Annotated in this window: 10 protein-coding genes and 1 pseudogene; 2 read left to right on the plus strand and 9 right to left on the minus strand. The window is 44.0% G+C overall.

What is annotated here, in order from left to right; all coding sequences use genetic code 11:
* Positions 1–133 precede the first annotated feature (133 nt).
* From NSQ84_RS15295 to NSQ84_RS15325, 7 genes are all read right to left on the minus strand, one after another.
* On the minus strand, positions 134–913 hold the full coding sequence (locus NSQ84_RS15295; RefSeq protein WP_327873421.1) for a 4'-phosphopantetheinyl transferase superfamily protein: 780 nt from the start codon (positions 911–913) through the stop codon (positions 134–136).
* Positions 914–1,241: 328 nt separating this feature from the next.
* The gene (locus tag NSQ84_RS15300) at positions 1,242–1,460 is read right to left on the minus strand and encodes an MbtH family protein (protein WP_063387831.1); all 219 of its coding nucleotides are present in this window, start codon (positions 1,458–1,460) and stop codon (positions 1,242–1,244) included.
* Positions 1,438–8,628: a non-ribosomal peptide synthetase gene (locus NSQ84_RS15305; RefSeq protein WP_327873422.1), complete on the minus strand. Its 7,191-nt coding sequence runs from the start codon at positions 8,626–8,628 to the stop codon at positions 1,438–1,440. Before NSQ84_RS15305 ends, NSQ84_RS15300 begins: the two co-directional genes overlap by 23 nt.
* A 16-nt stretch (positions 8,629–8,644) precedes the next feature.
* Complete coding sequence (locus tag NSQ84_RS15310; protein WP_327873423.1) at positions 8,645–9,556, minus strand: isochorismatase family protein; 912 nt, start codon at positions 9,554–9,556, stop codon at positions 8,645–8,647.
* 4 nt (positions 9,557–9,560) lie between these two features.
* Complete coding sequence (locus NSQ84_RS15315; protein WP_327873424.1) at positions 9,561–11,201, minus strand: (2,3-dihydroxybenzoyl)adenylate synthase; 1,641 nt, start codon at positions 11,199–11,201, stop codon at positions 9,561–9,563.
* A gap of 483 nt (positions 11,202–11,684) precedes the next feature.
* Positions 11,685–12,926 carry an isochorismate synthase DhbC gene (gene dhbC, locus NSQ84_RS15320; protein ID WP_327873426.1) on the minus strand — a complete coding sequence of 414 codons (1,242 nt, stop codon included), beginning with the start codon at positions 12,924–12,926 and terminating at the stop codon, positions 11,685–11,687.
* A gap of 22 nt (positions 12,927–12,948) precedes the next feature.
* The gene (locus NSQ84_RS15325; RefSeq protein ID WP_063387836.1) at positions 12,949–13,734 is read right to left on the minus strand and encodes a 2,3-dihydro-2,3-dihydroxybenzoate dehydrogenase; all 786 of its coding nucleotides are present in this window, start codon (positions 13,732–13,734) and stop codon (positions 12,949–12,951) included.
* A 1,533-nt stretch (positions 13,735–15,267) separates the two neighbouring features.
* On the opposite strand from NSQ84_RS15325, the pseudogene NSQ84_RS15330 reads away from it, so the two are divergent.
* A pseudogene (locus NSQ84_RS15330) lies at positions 15,268–15,545 on the plus strand (hypothetical protein); the annotation flags it as partial.
* A 2-nt stretch (positions 15,546–15,547) separates the two neighbouring features.
* Complete coding sequence (locus NSQ84_RS15335) at positions 15,548–16,477, plus strand: hypothetical protein (protein WP_339212065.1); 930 nt, start codon at positions 15,548–15,550, stop codon at positions 16,475–16,477.
* Positions 16,478–17,075: 598 nt separating this feature from the next.
* Here NSQ84_RS15335 and NSQ84_RS15340 read toward each other — a convergent pair.
* Together NSQ84_RS15340 and NSQ84_RS15345 are read right to left on the minus strand one after the other, a co-directional pair.
* Complete coding sequence (locus tag NSQ84_RS15340; RefSeq protein ID WP_144598184.1) at positions 17,076–17,693, minus strand: hypothetical protein; 618 nt, start codon at positions 17,691–17,693, stop codon at positions 17,076–17,078.
* Positions 17,694–17,796: 103 nt separating this feature from the next.
* A complete protein-coding gene (locus NSQ84_RS15345) occupies positions 17,797–18,441 on the minus strand; it encodes an ABC-2 transporter permease (protein ID WP_063388946.1) in 645 nt (214 codons plus the stop codon).
* Position 18,442: the final 1 nt, after the last annotated feature.

Genomic DNA, 18,442 nt, shown 5'->3' on the forward strand with positions numbered 1-18,442 from the left:
AGCGATCAGGGGCTGGATCTCCCGTTAAGGCAAAGTGAATGAAATCCAAATGATTTCGAAATCAAACCATTGTGTCTTGCCTTCTTTCTCTTTCTCACAACTGCTGCTTTCACCTGAACTTTGTAAATAAAGTTTAACGATGATGATCATGTATCTCTAAATCCATTTTCATGAGCATTCCCGCGTCGTAGAGCAGAAGGTTTATCGGGAGATGGCTGAAAATTGCCAAGGATGCCTGATATTCGGGATGGAGGAAAAAATCCATCAGCACACATTGTGATAACAAATCTTGGTGTCCTTCAAATTTTTTCAAAACGGGTTTCTGATAGGGACCGGATACTTCCACCTTCTGGGGAGAGGTGTTCAGTCCTTCTCCCGTTGCTTTTAACACCGCTTCCTTTCTTGTCCAATAGGAAAGGATGCCTTTCAGCCTTTCCTTTTTCGGCAAATTGCTGAGGTGAACGGCTTCCTTTTCGGTAAGAATTCCTTCTATCATATGTGTGGTGTCATAAGAAATGAACGGCCGGATCCATTCCACATCCACTCCCACCAAAGCATTTACTGTAAAGGCAACCAAAATGATCTCCCCTGAATGAGACACAGACCAGTGCAGTTTGTCATCAGGCAGCCGAGGCCTGCCATGGGGCTTCTGGCATTTGGGACATGTCCTGTCTATGGGCACTTGATGCGGCGGCATGTTCAATTGTTCCGCCAAAACGAGTCTGCTTAGTGCACAGCCGATAATGAACTGGATCCGGTCTTGCTCCTTTCGAAAGGATAGCGCATATTCCAGCTCTGCATTACTAAGCAGCTGAAAATGCCATGGCTGAAAATCAGTCGTTTTGGCCAAATAAACATGGCATGTGTCATTCCATAAATGGGGAACAGAATGGATCACTTCCCATTGTTGCATGTCTTTTTTCTCCTCCCCTATACAGCCATTTTTCTCCATGCATCAATCACCATCGTTCTTTTTCCTCATATAAAAGTCGGCCGCCTTTATTGATAAAAAAAATTAATGTCCATGAGAGCTTTTAAATCTTAGCCTACTTTTGCTCTCACTATGAGCAAACATAAAGCAGTTGGAAAAAGCGGCACGGTAACGGATCACAGCAAGTTTTTTTCATTTTTACAACCGCTTCATGGACATTTCATTCTTTGCCACACCCATTGGCTGTAAGCACGACTGCCATTCTCCATCGTTCCTCATACCGGCATTTTGCTTTCCTCTGTCTTTCTAATTACTTCACAATGCCATGGGTTTGCTGTTTCAAACTGGCCGGGCGCATGTCTGTCCAATGGGATTGAATATACGCCAGGCAATTGGCGCGGGTATCTTCTCCAAAGACGATCCGCCAGCCGGCGGGAACGTCTATCGGAGCAGGCCAAAGCGAAAACTGCTCTTCCTCATTTACTAACACAAAAAAGGACAACTGTTCATTTTCGAACGGATTCTTCATTTTTTTCCTCCTTCCATTTCTGGATGTTTCCGTTTTCCTGCAAGAAATCAGCCAGTATGCGTCCGATTTCCGCCAGCGGGCCTGGTTGACACATATCTTTATGACGGCAGCTGATCGGATATTGAATCAGCTTCCCGTCCACGTAGTTCTGCCATGTCTCTGGATCGATGGGGTCAAACCAGTCCGGGATGATGGTTGACCGGAAGAACAGCACATCTCCCCGATAGCGGCGCGGTACATATTCGCTTAAAATTTTGACGGAATTCACGTACGTATTTTTTAAATCTAAAATAGTTGATTCTTCCAAACTCGCCAATGCACTGCCTTCCTGCCGCAGCATGGCAATGGTATTCTTCAGATTGAGCGGTTTGCCATCCATGTTGTCCGGATCATAACCGCCTAACGCGAGGAGGGCTATCATCGCTTCTTCCTCATCGGGCGCCTGGGAAATAGGCAGCAAATGGCTCGGATAGGCATCCAGCATCACTAAGAGTCCCACTTCATCACCTTGTTCCTGCAGCTGTGCCGCCATGGCATGGGCCACATTCCCTCCGAGGGACCATCCCAGCAAGTAGTAAGGACCCTCTGGCTGTACAGTTTTGATTTGCCGGATATAATCTGCGGCCATGTCATCCAGTGTCTCCGGCAGCTTCGCTTTTTCCCCGATACCACGGGCTTGCAGTCCATAGATCGGATAATCCGGCCCCAATGTATTCATGAATCCGGCATAGCACCAGCTGAGTCCTCCCGCCGGATGCACGCAAAAGACCGGCGGACGGCTTCCGGATGTTCTGAGCGGCAGCAGCACATCGAATGATTTCTGACTGCCTCCCATCTCAAGTTTTTCCGCAAGGCTGCGGACCGTCGGTGCTTCAAATAAAACTCCAATATTCAGTTCCAAGCCAAAGGTTTCCCGAATCCGGCTCATCAATTGAACCGCTAAAAAGGAATGTCCCCCCAGTTCAAAGAACCCGTCATCAATCCCTACGCGGGGAACTCGAAGCACCTCCATAAACAATTCGCAGAGCATTTCTTCTTGGGGAGTTCTCGGTCCGCTCTTCACCAGGTCGATGCTGATTTCCGGTTCCGGTAATGCCTTCCGATCCAATTTGCCGTTAGGCGTTAACGGGAGGCGATCCATTTTTACATAAGTGAAAGGAATCATATAATCCGGCAAGCTTGCTGCGGCATGTCTTCTCAATTCGTCCGGTTCCACGTCATGTTGAGGCACCACATATGCAACAAGCCGCTGATCTCCCTCCTGCAGCTCCCGTACCACCACCGCCGCTTGGGCAACATCCGGATGTTTTACTAAAGCTGCTTCAATTTCTCCCAATTCAATCCGGTATCCGCGGATTTTCACTTGATGGTCGGATCTTCCAATATAATCCAAGGAGCCGTCTTCACTCCATTTCGCTAAATCCCCAGTCCGATACATGCGGCTTCCCGGCGGGCCGAAAGGATTTGCCACAAACCGTTCTGCTGTCAATCCGGGCTTTCCTAAATATCCTCGCGCCAAGCCCGCACCGGCCACATACATTTCACCGACAACGCCCGGCGGCACCGGCTGGAGATATTCATCTAACACATACACGTTTAAATCAGGAATACCCGCGCCGATGAAGCTATTTCCTTCCATGGAGAGATGGCTTCGGTTCAGTGCAAGATAGCTGACATGAACAGTTGTTTCTGTTATGCCGTACATATTAATCAGAGTTGGCTGTTGATCACCGTGCCGTTCATACCAATCTTCCAGCCGACTGAGCTCCAGCGCTTCTCCGCCGAAAATGACGTAGCGCAAGGCCAGCTGTTTGGATCGATTCGGATATTCCTTGTCCGCCTGCATCAGCTGATAAAAGGCGGAAGGGGTTTGATTCAGCACTGTTACCTGTTGTTCCACAAGCAGCTGCAAAAATTCCTTCGGCGAACGGCTGATTTGATGGGGCACGATGACAAGACGACCTCCGTATAAGAACGCTCCCCACATCTCCCAAATCGAAAAATCAAAGGCATAGGAGTGAAATAAGGTCCAAACATCCGCTGCCGTAAAATGGAACCAATGGTCCGTTGATTGAAACAGACGAATGACATTTTGATGCGGGATGAGCACCCCTTTCGGTTTTCCCGTTGAACCAGACGTGTAGATGATATAGGCTGTATGAAGCGGCGACAATGGTTCTGTGCGCATCGAATCATCCGGATTAATATCCGGATAGACGGCTAAAAGATGTTTGGTCCGTTCTTCATCAAGTATCAGCCGAGGAATTTCATTCCCTTCCGGCAGTTTTGATGCGGCATCTCTTCTAGTGATCACATACATCGGCCGAGCATCCTCCATCATATATTCCAGCCGTTTTTTCGGATAATCCGGATCTAGCGGGAGATATGTGCCCCCAGCTTTCAGCACGGCAAGGATTCCGATGATCATGTCGAAGGATCGGGGTAATGCCAGTGCCACCGTTTTTTCAGGACCGACACCTTTTTCAATCAGGTAATGGGCAAGCCGGTTGGCCTGTTCGTTTAATTCCCTGTAGCTCAGTACAGCACCGTCATAAACTGCGGCAATGGAATCGGGATTTTTTTCCGCTTGGTTTTCAAACAATGCTGCAAGACAGTCTGAAGACATTGCAACAGACTGACGACTTTTTTCCAAAAAGAGCGTGCGTTCTTCCGGCAGAAGCAAATTGAAATCACTGATGGGCCGGTCCGGATTTTCCGAAATGGCCGCAAGAAGCAGCAAAAATCGTTTCGCAAAACCTTCCACGCTTGTATGACGAAATAAATCACAGCTGTACTCAAACAGACCGGTCAGCCCGTCCGGAGAACCGTTTTTGGTCCTGTGTTCCTGAAGCTCCAGCGTTAAATCAAATTTCGCCGAACCGACATTTTGAATCTCCAATTTGCTTTCAAGACCCTCCAATTCCAGCTTCGGTTCCGGCGTATTTTGGAAGACGAACATAACCTGGAATAACGGATGCTTCGATTTTGATCTTGCCGGATTCAACACTTCTACCAGCCGTTCAAAGGGCAGATCCTGATGTTCATAGGCGGATAGATTAACCTGTCTCACCCGTTCCAACAGTTCCCGGAAGCTTGGATTTCCTGATGTGTCCATGCGGAGAACGAGCGTATTGATAAACAATCCGACAAGATCCTCAAGCGAATCGTCATTTCTACCGGCAATGGGGCTGCCAATCGGAAGATCCGTTCCTGCCCCCAGCCGTGTAAGGAAAACCGCAAAAGCTGCCTGAAGAACCATAAAAAGGCTTGCTTTGTTTTCCCTTGCCAGTTCTAACAGACACTGATGAAGATCTGAATCGATTGAAAATTTTACGATACCGCCTTTATAGCTGGACTCTTGCGGACGTGTATAATCCGTCGGCAGTTCTAGTTCTTCCGGTAAATTCGCTAATGTTTTTTTCCAGTAATCAAGCTGTGTGGCAATGAGACTTTCTGGATTGCTTTCATCCCCCAGCAGCTGTTGCTGCCAGAGGGCATAATCCGCATAGGTGACCGGCAACGGGTTCCAGGATATTTTTTCATTCCGGCAGTGCGCCTGATAAGCTTTAGCCAAGTCACGGGTTAAAGGGGTCAGCGACCAGCCGTCAGCAATGATATGATGCAGCAAGATTAAAAGTACATGCTTGCGAGATCCGAGTCGATACAATTGGACTCTGATTCCCGGTTCATTGGCCAAATGAAAACTGTATCGGACCGCTGCCTGCAATTCGTCGGCAAGCTGACTTTCACTAATGTCTTTCTTCATCCATAAAGGCTCAACTTGATGGGGTTGTAAAATCACTTGTTTGGATGCTCCGGCATCGTCTGGGAAAATCGTCCGCAACGGTTCGTGCCGCTCAATGACATCATATAGTGCTCTTTTCAGCGCATTTTCATTGAGATCACCCGTTAAAGTGACGACCACCGGTATGTTATATGTAGGACTTGGACCTTCCAAATGATATAAAAACCATTGCCTGCGCTGGGCAAAGGATAGGGGAATTTCCCCATCATGAACTTGCGGTAAAATAGGCGGCTTTGTTTGTTCTGCCTCTTCCACATGTTTCACAAGTTCTGCGACCGTCGGTGATTCAAACAATTTGCCGATCGGAATGTCTGCACCGAACACATCCCGAATACGGCTTAACAGACGGGCGGCCAATAGTGAATGTCCGCCCAATTCAAAGAAATGATCATCAATCCCAACGGAAGACAGCTCCAAAACTTCTCCAAATAACTCACATAAGATTTCCTCCTGGGGCGTTCTTGGCTTGCGCCCTTTTGCTGTGATGCCGGTCTCGGGCGCCGGCAGCCTTTTTCGGTCAATTTTTCCATTGTGAGTCAACGGAAATTCATCTAGTACCATAAAAGCGGATGGCACCATATAATCCGGCAGTTTTTTACTGACAAATCGGCGGAGTGCCGTAACATCAAAGCTGTCTTTCCATCTTTCATGAGGAATAATGTAGGCGGCTAGCCGCTGATTCCCTTGATAATCTTCATAAACCGTTACAACGGCGCGGTCCACACCTTTAAATGCCGATAGCACCGTTTCGATTTCGCCGATTTCGATTCGGAACCCCCGAAGCTTAATTTGATGGTCGGTCCTGCCGATATATTCCAACGCCCCATCCTTCCTCCATCGGACCACATCCCCTGTTCGGTACATGCGGCTTCCCGGCGGACCGTAGGGATTGGCTATGAAACGCTCGGCGGTTAAATCCGGACGACCTAAATATCCCCTTGCCAGCCCGTCACCGGCAATATATAATTCACCAGCGGCTCCGGTCGGTACCGGCTGAAGCCGGTCATCCAGTACATACACTTGAGTATTCCAGATAGGACGGCCGATGGAAGGCACTGCGTTGTCATCGGCATGAAGATACGAATAGGTGGACCAGATCGTCGTTTCCGTCGGACCGTATAAATTGATGACCTCTGCAGAAAGATGTTTTAGCTCCTTGGCCAGCCCGCTCGGGAGCGCCTCGCCTCCTGTTAAAACCCGAAGGTTCGATATGCATTCCGGATTATGTGATACCAGCATATGCCAATGGATTGGTGTTGCCTGCATTATCGTGATGTTTTCCTTTATTATCATCTCCGCCAAGGCCTTCGGATCCTTTGCCGCTTCTTTCTCCGCCATGATTAATGCGGCGCCGCAAATCAATGGCAGATACAATTCCAATGCCGAAATATCAAAGGAAACCGTCGTAATAGTAAGGAACCGGTCCTGTTTCCCTATCCGCACCGTCTCCTGCATGGCAAACAAAAAGTTGTTGAGGCTCTGAAAGGGCACTACCACCCCTTTTGGTTTTCCGGTAGAGCCTGATGTATATAAAACATAAGCGGGATGATTGGCTGAACGGCTTATGTCTACATTGTGATCAGGCTGATCCCGCAACGTTTTTTCCGTTTCCGGATCATCCAGCAGGATCATAGAATGAGCCGGAGCATGGCCAAGTTTTTCTTTAGCAGCAGAGGTTGCCACAATGCGGACAGGGTTCGTATGTTCCAGCATATATTCGATACGGTCTTTTGGAAAATCAAGATCCAGCGGCAAATAAGCCGCTCCGGTTTTCAATACGGCCAGCATCGCCGCCACCAAAGATGCGGATCGGGGGAGGGCCAGCGCAATGAATGATTCCGGTTTGGCGCCTTCTTTCATGAGCAATCGGGCCAGTTTGTTCGCCCTTTGATTTAATTCTTGATAGGATAGCACCTCATTTCCACAAATAATGGCCGTAGCATCCGGATGATCGGCTGCCTGTTTTTCAAAAAGCTGCAGAAAATGCTCATCCGGCATGGAACGCCAAGTATCGTTCCATGCAGTCAGTACTTGATGCCGTTCCTTTTCAGAAAGAAGGTTAATCTTTCCGATGCACATATCCTCTTTCAGTGATGCCACTGTTTCCAGCAAATGCACAAAACGGGTTTGATGGGCCTCCAGCTCATCGATCCGATACAGTTTCGGATTTGCATCAAAATCGATGCGCAGCCCGTTTCCATCCGCTCGATCATATACTTGAATGACCAAATCATCCACCGGTCCTGCAGCTAAATTACGGGGAATACCGATATGGCCGTCGAAGCTTAGGTAATAGTCAAAAGGCATGAGATTCACTTGAGGGCCGAACAGCCGCTGATGTTCCCCTAAAAGCTTCAAATCCCGCCGCAGTTGTTCATGCCGGTATTTTTCATGTTTTTTCGCTTCAGCCATTTCCTTTCTGACTTGACGAAGAAGATCGGACAGTAAATCATCCGGATCGAGCTGCAAACGGAGAGGCACAATGTTCATCACCATGGCGGGCACATTCAAGGCCACAGATCCTAATCGGTTCATCATAGGCAGCCCGAGGATCACGTCCGTTGTCCCCGTAAACTTATGAATGTATAGGGCTGCCGCCGCAATGAACATTTCATGCCATCCCGCGTTCAGCCGTTGAGCAGATTGTTTGAAACGCTCTGTATCGGACGACGATAAATGGAACGTTCTCCGAAGAAACGTATCCGAAGTCCGTGCCGTTTTCTGGCATAGGCTGACCACATCGGGTTCATCTTGAAACCGATCCATCCAATAGAATCGATCCGCTTCATACTGCGTGGACGCTTCATACTCTTTTTCTTCCTCCAATATCTTCTGGATGGAGCCGAATGCTTCCCCTCGAATGGATCGTCCGTTTACAAAAGCCGTGTAAACTTGAGCGACTCTTTGGGCAATCAGCGAAAAACCAAATGCGTCAATGGCAATATGGTGAATGCGCTGATACCAATAATAGTGCTCCTCGGAAATTTTGAATAACGCTTCGGTATACAGAGGATCGTTTGTCAAATCAACAGGCGTCGATAAATCTTGTTTCATCCACTTTATTGCTTCTTCATGAGGATTTGCTCTATTGCTCACATCAACATATTGGAAAGGAATCTCCTTCGACGGGGAAATTATTTGAAACGGTCCGTTCTCATTTTCACTAAACCGGACATGCAAAGATTCCACTTCCGAAAGGACCTTTTCCAGTGCTTTTTCAAACAGAACAGGATCCACCGGACCTTTGATTTCGATATATTCACCGGTGTTAAAGATAGGGTTGCCAGGATCCAGCTGCTGGGCAAACCAAATACCTGCTTGAGCTTTGGATAAAGGCATGTATTGATCTTGACAATGTGACATGGATATGCCTCCTTTATTACGAATCTTGAAGGGATTCGATCATACTCGCTTTGGACAATAATTCCCACCATTCTGACAGAAACGGACGGACGGCAAGGCGCGCAAAGGTGATCTCCGCCCCTGCTCTTCTCCATTTCTCTACTAACACCATCATGCGGACGGAATCCAATCCTCTGTGGAACAAGTTTTCATCAATGGAGATATTTTCCGGTTCTTCCTGTATCAATTCCGCTACTTGTTTCCGCATCTCTCCTAAACTCATTGGCAACGAATGCCGAGGGGCTGACTGTTCTTTTTGAAGCAGGTCCAATGCATGCTCGGTAGTCAGCGTGTACGCGCAGCGGCTCGCCGCATATCGTACGGCCATTTTATGCTCCTCAAGGGAAAAATCGGCCACCGCATCGGCTACAAAAAACGGCTGTATGTCCTGCATATAGGCATCCGCAGCGGTTAATAAGCATCCAATATGGGCATACACACCACAAATGATGAGCTGATCCCTTTCATGCTTTTGTAAAATTTCTAACAAATTAGTTCGTTTAAATGCGCTGTATCTCCATTTAGTCAGTAAAATATCTTGATCCCCTGGGGCAATTTCTTGACGGATAGCCATTTGATCAAGATCTTGTCCGATCCCGTCTCCCCAAAAATCTTGGAGAAGACCCCTCTGTTCTATTGTTTGGCCCCCGGGCTGGGCAGAGTAAATCACCGGTATGCCCCGCTCTTGGCACACCTTTTTCAGCCGCTGAATATTCTCGACTAATTCTTTGATCGGGGAAGCATTTGGGGTAAATTTGTCTAGAAAATAATTTTGCATATCATGAATCAAAAGGGCTGAACGCTTCGGATCCAGTGTCCAGGATACTCTGTTTTCGATTAATTCCGAAAGTTCAGGTATCGAATAAGACGGAATATGAGGGATTGCCATTTCATCACTTCCTTTCAACAAATTCACTAGGTTGTACCAGTGGTGACAGCTTTTCTGCAACAATTTTCCTTAATGCCCGTTTATCAATTTTTCCTACCGGGGTTTTTGGAAAGGAATCCACGAATTCAATCCGGTCTGGAATCTTAAAGGAGGCCACACCTCGTTTTTCCAAAAATAACTTTAGTTCAGCTGCTTCCAATGCGGAATCACTAGGGATGACGAAGGCACAGGACCGTTCACCCAGAAATTTGTCAGGGATTGCCACAACGGCCGCATCTCGAACGGACGGATGCTCCAAAAGATGATTTTCCATTTCCTCCGCCGCAATTTTTTCACCCCCCCGGTTAATTTGATCTTTAACCCGACCTTCCACCACAAGGTAGCCTGACGGTGTCAGTTTCACCAAATCACCGGTTCGGTAAAATCCATCCGCAGTAAAAGATTTGGCATTTTGTGCCTCCGCTTTATAATAGCCGCGAATCGTGTAAGGCCCCCTTGTCAACAGTTCACCGACCTTGCCGGGCCCCACTTCGTTTTCCTCTTCGTCCACGATTTTAATTTCATCGTATGGGCTCATCGGTCTTCCTTGAGTATTGATAACAATTTCGTCGGGATCATCCAGTCTTGTATAATTGACCAACCCCTCTGCCATCCCGTAGACTTGCTGCAGTTTGCAGCCAAGCACGGGCTGTACCTGTTTGGCAACTTCAGGGCTGAAATTTCCTCCACCCACTTGCAGGACTTCCAAGCTCGATAAATCATATTGGCAATCTGAATAGGCATCCAGCCAAATCCAAACAAGAGGGGGAACCAATGACGTAATGGTCACTCTTTCTTTCTCAATCAAGGCAAAGGCCTCGTCCGGGCTGGGACTGTCCGCCAGCACCACTTTTCCTCCGGCGTAAAGTGTTCCCAACACCCCCGGCGAGCTTAAAGGATAGTTATGGGCAATGGGCAGAACCCCAAGATAAATGCTGTCTGGATGAAGCCGGCAAATATCTGCACTCAGCCGGAGGGTATAAATATATTCATCATGGGTGCGGGGAATCAACTTCGGCAATCCTGTGCTTCCTCCGGACAGCTGGAGAAATGCCACATCACTTGACTGTACAGTTGGCAATTCTGCCGGTTCGGTAAACACGTTTTCATAGGATTCAAATTCCTCAGCTTCTCCAATTACAATCACGTGTTTCAATGTAGGGACTTCATTCTTCACTTGTCTAGCAAGGGAGCGGTAATCAAATCCTCTGTATTCATCTGGAATGATATAGGCCTTCGCCTCGCTGAATTCGCAAAAATGCCGGATTTCGTTGTAGCGATGGGAAGGTAAAGTAAAAACTGGCAATGCTCCTAAATAAAACAGGGCAAAAATGGTCTCAAAAAACTCAATTCGATTTGGCAATTGGATCACTACACGATCTTCCTTTTGAATGCCGATCCGCTGCAACCCGGAAGCAAGCTCAGTAGCCCTTTGATCAAGTTCCCGATAGGTCAATTCGCTCCCATCAAAGGACACCGCAATCCGGTCTCCATAATTCAAAGCACGTTCCCGCAGCAAATCGCCAAAGGTTTGTCCTGCCCAGCAGCCCTCTTTCCGGTAAAATGCAGCCAGCTCCTCCGGCCATTTTGTATATCCTTCTAACATCTGTCATCCTCCAATTTCTTTTATTTATGATTCCGTGCATATAAATTTCCAGCCATGTAAAGGAATTCAAATTTTTCATCAAACGTTTTGTTGCGATTCCATTCGGCTGAAGACGCCATGAGGCTCTTCTGTTTTACTTTTCAGCATCTTTTCAATGCCAACGGAACTCAGAAAGCCGTCTATTTTACTTTTCGACATCTTTTCAATACGGAGCTAAGACAGAAGATGCCATGAAGCTGTCTATTTTGCTTTTCAACATCTTTTTAATGCCGACTGAACTGAGGAAGCTGTCTGTTTCACTTTTCGACATCTTTTCAATACGGAACTAAGATAGAAGATGCCATGTTTTGTCCAACCAGATACTAGTCAACTGCGGTCTGGTTTATGCTAGTGGCGACCTCTTTCCTACCATTGAAGTACTTTGCTTTATGCTAAATGTCATCGTCAAGCATGACATCTTCCTTACCATGGAGTGCTCTGCTTTTATGCCAAAATGTCATCGTCAAGCCCCAGCGCTCTCATCATGGTGCACAGTTTTGCCGATGTTTCCGACAATTCCTCCTCCGGCACCGATCCTTCCACAATGCCGGCTCCAGCAAAAAGGCGGAGGTTTTGTTCTTCCACTTCTGCACAGCGGATGGTGACAATCCATTCTCCATCTCCATCGATGTCACACCAGCCTACTGTACCAGTAAAAAATCCCCGTTCAAATGGCTCGATGTCCTGTATCGCCTGTTTTGCCAATAAAGTCGGTGTGCCGCAAACCGCTGGTGTCGGATGCAACGCTAAAGCAAGCTCAAGGGACGAAATGGACGGTGATAACAGTTCCCCGCTGATGACTGTGGAAAGATGCCACATCGTTTCCGTGCAGAGAAGGGATGGTTCCTTTGGTACATGCAAAGTTTTGCAGAAAGGTTTCAGAGCTTTGGTCACTGCCTCAATCACTATCGCATGTTCATGGCGGTTTTTCTCTGAAATAAGTAAAGCATCTGCTCTCCTCCGGTCCTCTTGCGGATCATCCCTTCGGGGCGTTGATCCTGCCAACGGATTGACAATGACTTGACTGCCTGATGTTGACACGAGCAGTTCCGGGCTCGCCCCCAACAGCGTCCCCGTCCCCTGTTGAGCTAATGTTGCGGGGAATGTTCGATCGGACCCGTCTCCCTTTAGCAACGGTGCCGCAAAAGTATAACCATTTGGATTACGGATGGCCAATTTGTAGAGAAGCTTCGACACATCTGGCTTTTCCGTTGATGTCAAATGGACCGATCTCGATAGCACAATTTTCTGCAGTTCACCGTCCTTTATTTTTTGTAATCCTTGTTCCACAGCTTTTTTATACCCATGGGACGTCGGAACTGGGGTCACATGATAATGCCAGACCGCCGGCTGTTCCTCCTTTGTCAGCATATGATCAAAGGAAAGAGGACCTGACCATTTAACCTCTAAAGGCACCATCAGCCTGGCCGGATACATATCATCGAAGGGAATGGCCCCTGCCACCATGGGATGGGTACCTCCTTTTTCTTTTACATCCTGCAGCAAGGTTTGAATTTGTCCAAGCAGCTGTTTTGGATGATGCCTATACCCCGTCGTCGGCACTGTTTGAACAATGCCTTTCGTTAACAGCGTTCTAGTCGGGGAGGCCATGAAAAAGGATATCCCTTCCTGATATTCCGAAAGAATCTGTTCTGCTGATGCGAAATGCATGGTATTCATTTTCATTTGTCATCCCTCCCAAGAATGGTTAACAACCCAGTGTCGCTCCGCCGTCCACCCTTAAATCATGCATCGTAATATGGCGCGATCGTTCCGAAACAAGAAATAACACGGCATCGGCAATATCCTGCGGCTGTGCGAGCCTTTTCAATGGAATGCCAAGACGGAACTCCGTTAAGGAACCGGTGATTACTTTTTCCGCACCGTTTTCATCGGCCCACATGAACCGCTGCATGTCCGTTTCCGTTGATCCCGGTGAAACTACATTACATCGAATCTGATACGGCGCCAACTCAAGCCCTAAACATTTGGTAAACATCGTTGCCGCCGCTTTTGAAGCCGCATAAGCCGACATGTACATTCTCGGCACCGTTCCCGCATTGGAACTTACCGTCACAATGACACCTGACCTGCGGGGAGTCATCCGGCGGCTGACGGAACACGAAACATGGAACACTCCTAAAGTGTTCACTTTAAACACCTCTTCCCAATCTTTATCAGAAAAGGTTTCCACGGCCCCCATCCGAAAAATGCCAGCTACATTCACCAAGATGTGGATGGGCCCCATCTTTTCTTCTATCTCGTTGACGATACGATCCACTTCATCACGATCAGTCACATCCGCTGGAAATGCTTTGACGTCATATCCGCGCCTTGTTAATTTCGAAACGGTTCTGTCCAATTTCTCAGCATTCCGATCAACTGCCGCTATCTTTGCACCATGTTCTGCCAGCAGGCTGATCACCGCTTCTCCAATTCCTTGGGCAGCTCCAGTAACAAGAGAAATTTTCCCTTTTATCTTCCATTCATCCATCTGATCCCGCCCTTTCCAATATTGCAAACAAATCTTAAATGGAAATTTGTTCTGTTGAAAATGATAATGATTTTCATTATCATCGTATTTTTCATTATGAAAAAGAAAAAAAACTTTGTCAAAGCTTTTCCCGAAAAATAATTCATAGGCCCCAATGAATATCTGATTCTATTTCTTTCGTTTAGCTGATAAGTACTGACCACCATTACAAATATAGGAAGATAGTACATGAGGCATCACTGTATGGAAACAACAAAATTGATCGCAGTTTTCCCCCTTCGAATACCTTTTGCCTTCGTAAACTCCGTTGAGCACGCGTTCCTTTTGCAGGTCCGATATCAACAATTTCGTTTTTTTAGGATAGGATTAAGATGCGGTAAGTATTTTGACAGAAAAATACCCCGAAATCAGAAATGTTTATTTTCCGAGATCGGGGTTAGAGTTTATTTTAATAGGGCATAAAAAAGAAAAGGGATTTAGAAGATAAGAAAAAACATGATGATATGATCCCCTTATAGTAGACAGAAAAAAGACAGGAAAGATTGCAACTTTGGGATGGCGTTTTTAGTTGGAAAACGAACTCTGTATAGGTTGAATGTTTTAACTTGCCTAGTCTAGGATTAATTGACCAAATCCTCAATCATAAGGTTGTGGTTGCCAGGTCATTTTCGCCTAGGCAATCGGCTACTTTCTCGTTATTGCGAAGCTTTATAATGCAGGATGATAGGCTTATTTTTTTCATTGTTGCTTTAATAAACTAATTTCACCAGTTGTATGTTCGGAGTCTGCGGAATCAGCCACAAAATTTTCATTTAATGATATAGTCCAAATCTCTTCGTTATGTCTCATTAAAACAACAGCAAGAGTGCCAAACTTAGTAATATGATCCCAGTAAAATAATTCCTTTTTACCATTATGAGTAACTGAAATACCTTCTGAATGGCTTACAACCTCAACGTTATTTCCTTGCCATCGACCATGGATTTCAGCCCCGACATAATAATAGAACCTTCCGTTTCCGCGATCACCATAAGTCCCGATAAATTGTTGAATCGTATGATCAACGGTTTTATATGTAACGGCGGCAATAACATTCGCTAACTATTCCACTTTAAAATTCCCCATCTGTTTTATAGGGAAGCCTTTCTTTTGGACGAGACAGAATTCCGTAATAAGACCTCAAGTAAACGGCATCCCCACTCTAATTGATAATACATGTTTAAAATCAGGCGATATACTTATGATATTTTTAACTTTTTTACCATTTGCAACAAACAATCCCTCATTGACTACTTATTCCATCCAATTTCTGGCTGACGCGCCTCAAATCCTAGGATATTTTACTTAAAATAGAAAGTTTTAGGTAGATTATTTAAATTTTTCCTTATAATCATTTAACTATTTATTTAAAAAGCCGATTATAAATAATGAAATTGTTTGGTTTTCAATTTAATTATCACTTTGATGACTATTGTGTGCAGAAAAGCTTTGCGGAAGACCAACCAAACATGAACTCTGCAAGTTCCGATTTTTGCAATTACGGGATATCTGGAAGTAGGTACGCTTTTTACATAGCACGAATCACAATATTAATCTGGTCCAAACCCGTACTACTATAGTTCGTTTGTTGATACTTTAAAAAAACAACACAACGCAGACTGGAAACTGGCGATTTTAACTATGGCAATCACATTTTAATCGTCGATTTAAAAACAGGTAAATCAATCGATTTCTTTAGTGCGTTGAATTTTTACTATGGAAGCAAAGTGGAACCATTGCCTTCCATTAATTATTTAGATAGGAGGGAATAACCGTGAAAATTGATCTTGGATATATCGGAGCAATAGTCGCTCGAAATAGAGCCAAAATGCCATCCGTACACGAAATCAAAAATCCATTGGCCGGACAACAAGTGGAAGTCAACCGAAACGGACAAGCCTATAAACTTACGATTTCGGATGAAATCAAACAAGTTCAAGGCTTGATGGCCATACCGATGGAAAAGTTTTTTCACGTAGAAAACGTTGACCCTTCTGATATTTTCTCTTATCGGCCAAAGGATCAATGGCTTGTGTTCAGCCAATATTTATATGAATCCAAATACTTCGATTCGCTAAGTAATGAAGAAGTAAAAAAAGTAGAATCCATCTTACAACACATAACGGACGGAGTAGATAGTTTGTCGCCATATCTAGGGATTAGCCTTTTTGGAATTAGTAAAGAACAACAGCATTCTTATGAATCCCATCTTGAATTGGCTTCTTCAACAGCTGCACTTCAATACTTCAGTGATACGTTTTTAAGCGGTGATGTAAAAAAAGGATTTGATCAACTGATTCAAGATTATGTCCGCCACAATACGAAAATAGCCATAAATCACCAATCGGTAGAGGAGCGATTCATCGCAGCACGAGCCAAAATCAGGTCACTAAATGCTCCTTTAACATACCAACAAAGCCGTGAGCTGTCCATGACGAATAAACTTGGGAAAACGGTATATACACAAGCAGAAATTGAATCAGTCATCAAAAATTATCAAGAAATGTTTGAGAGCATTCAAAATGAAGAAGATTTGTCTGGAGTGCTTGCAAAAGCAAAAGAACAACTGCTTTCATTTGCTACGAAAGGCATCTCACCAAGGGATATAGATTACCAATTGGCAAGAGATTTTGTTGCACAGCGTGCCGATGACACATTCAATCGAATTGAGAATTACTGGCGTATGTTATTGCAAGAAAAATAAATTGTTCATTTGATCCGTGTTAAAAGATAGGGGGAAGTTTTTGCACTTTTTAACAAAAGTTGAGCAAAATATGGAAAAAGCTCAACCAACAGAAAATTGCTTGCAATGAAAATTACCGTTTAATAACTGAAGAAATCAATAATCTGCTTTCGAATAAACTGAAGCTTAAGCTGGAAAAATCTACTATCAATCCAAACGTGAACGAAAGAAATATGAGGAAAGACTACAAAATGATTTAATAGACATTTCAATGAACTAACTTCTGAGATGCTTCACCGTTTGGTTGATCGAATCGAAATAAAAGAAGATGTTTCACCAAAGATTTATTATCATTTCAAAAATGATGTTTTAAAAGAATAAAAGATATAGGAAAAGCACGTTTCATGATTTCCAGAAACGTGCTTTCAGCTTATCGACAAAGTCGACAAACTGAGATTAGTTTAAAAAACTAATCTTTTTGATTCCATTAAAAACCAGTTACGAGTGGCATAGGGGGATACCGCGATAATAAAGAAAAAGCTGAGGTTCTATGAATTAAGACTTCATATTTTAGTGTTTATGATAAATTAAATCAGTTTCGTAACTATCACCGCTGTAATTATTTTTTTAAATACAATCTCTTTAATTCTTTTGTTTCTTCTTTCTTTAATTTTAAATTGTAATGTGAAATGATCTTTTTCATTAAGGAGTCAAATTGCTTTAAATAAAAGCCATAATTGTAAATTATCACAAATGCACTTGGCAATCTTTTGTTTCGGACAATTGGGATTATATTATTCTCAAGAGACAAGTAAAAAACATCACAACGATCTTCATTTATTTTATCAATATTTATTTTTCCAATTTCTTTCCTATACAAAGAAAAATAATTTTTCCCTATATGATCTTCAAGGATTTTATTTGCTTTATTAACATCTTCTCCTATATTTCGCAGCATTTTTCTTACGCTATTACTTGGTTTATCTTGATTAAAGTAACTATACACAACAATATAAAATGCCAATTGGCCAAATTCCGAATCGGCATATTGTCCAATCAAAAATTCTTTATTTCTTTGGACTTCATATAATCTCATTTTTTTGTTGACAATATCAGTTTTACATTTTATAGACATATCGAAATACACATTGTCTTTATCATAATTTTTTTGATAGACAGAAACTTTGTAATGCACCCCTTTGTCAAGACACAAATTGATAATATTTAAGTTATCCATTCTCTCCTTTCGCTATGAATGTGGTGCGTGTGCAAAAAAGGCTTGACATGGAGCCTCTACGGGCACGATTTTTTGCGCCTACTTGATGTACTAATCACATAGTCTAAAATTCTTTCTTTCGATAAATAATTACAGCAATTAAATATGAGAGAGTAAATACAGTAATACCAAGTACTATAAATAAAATCGGAACTAATAAAGACGAATCTATGGATAACGGTAATTTGTCTATTAAATCTTCTACTAAGAATTTGATTCCATAATAAACAAATAGACCTACAAATCCTCCTCCAAGTACAAATGCATCAGATTTGTCTGCACCAAAGATATAGAGGAACGGGTATATAAGCGCACCTGCTAAAAGAACTACGAAAATTCCAGAAGAAATAATATTAATTATGCCATTTATTTGTGTTTCAAAAATTAGATCATATGTATAAATAACAATATATGAAAGAAATGCTCCGATAATCACAACCGATAAGTAAAAAATATAGTGACTTCGGACAATATTAGACCTACTAACCGGTAAGGTAAGTACATATTTATCATAACCAGACTTACTCTCTATTTTTATAACTTCAAGTGAAGGCAAAGTCATTAATAATATAATTAACATAGCGGCCACACCACTTACCATAGGCCCTGAAAAAAATAAAAGTACACCAGAAATCAATAATGCGAGACCTACATATGCAAAAATACTTCGATAAACTAGGTAATAGTTTGTCAATAATAGACCTTTCACT

Source organism: Aeribacillus sp. FSL K6-3256, from assembly GCF_037965805.1.
Lineage (GTDB): Bacteria > Bacillota > Bacilli > Bacillales > Aeribacillaceae > Aeribacillus > Aeribacillus composti.

Bases quoted from the DNA above. Each gene is read 5' to 3' on its own strand.
- NSQ84_RS15315 (WP_327873424.1), bottom strand. From the start codon at position 11,201: ATGTTAGAAGGATATACAAAATGGCCGGAGGAGCTGGCTGCATTTTAC.
- NSQ84_RS15340 (WP_144598184.1), bottom strand. From the start codon at position 17,693: ATGGATAACTTAAATATTATCAATTTGTGTCTTGACAAAGGGGTGCAT.
- NSQ84_RS15310 (WP_327873423.1), bottom strand. From the start codon at position 9,556: ATGGCAATCCCTCATATTCCGTCTTATTCGATACCTGAACTTTCGGAA.
- NSQ84_RS15295 (WP_327873421.1), bottom strand. From the start codon at position 913: ATGCAACAATGGGAAGTGATCCATTCTGTTCCCCATTTATGGAATGAC.
- NSQ84_RS15300 (WP_063387831.1), bottom strand. From the start codon at position 1,460: ATGAAGAATCCGTTCGAAAATGAACAGTTGTCCTTTTTTGTGTTAGTA.
- dhbC (WP_327873426.1), bottom strand. From the start codon at position 12,926: ATGAAAATGAATACCATGCATTTCGCATCAGCAGAACAGATTCTTTCG.
- NSQ84_RS15305 (WP_327873422.1), bottom strand. From the start codon at position 8,628: ATGTCACATTGTCAAGATCAATACATGCCTTTATCCAAAGCTCAAGCA.
- NSQ84_RS15325 (WP_063387836.1), bottom strand. From the start codon at position 13,734: ATGGATGAATGGAAGATAAAAGGGAAAATTTCTCTTGTTACTGGAGCT.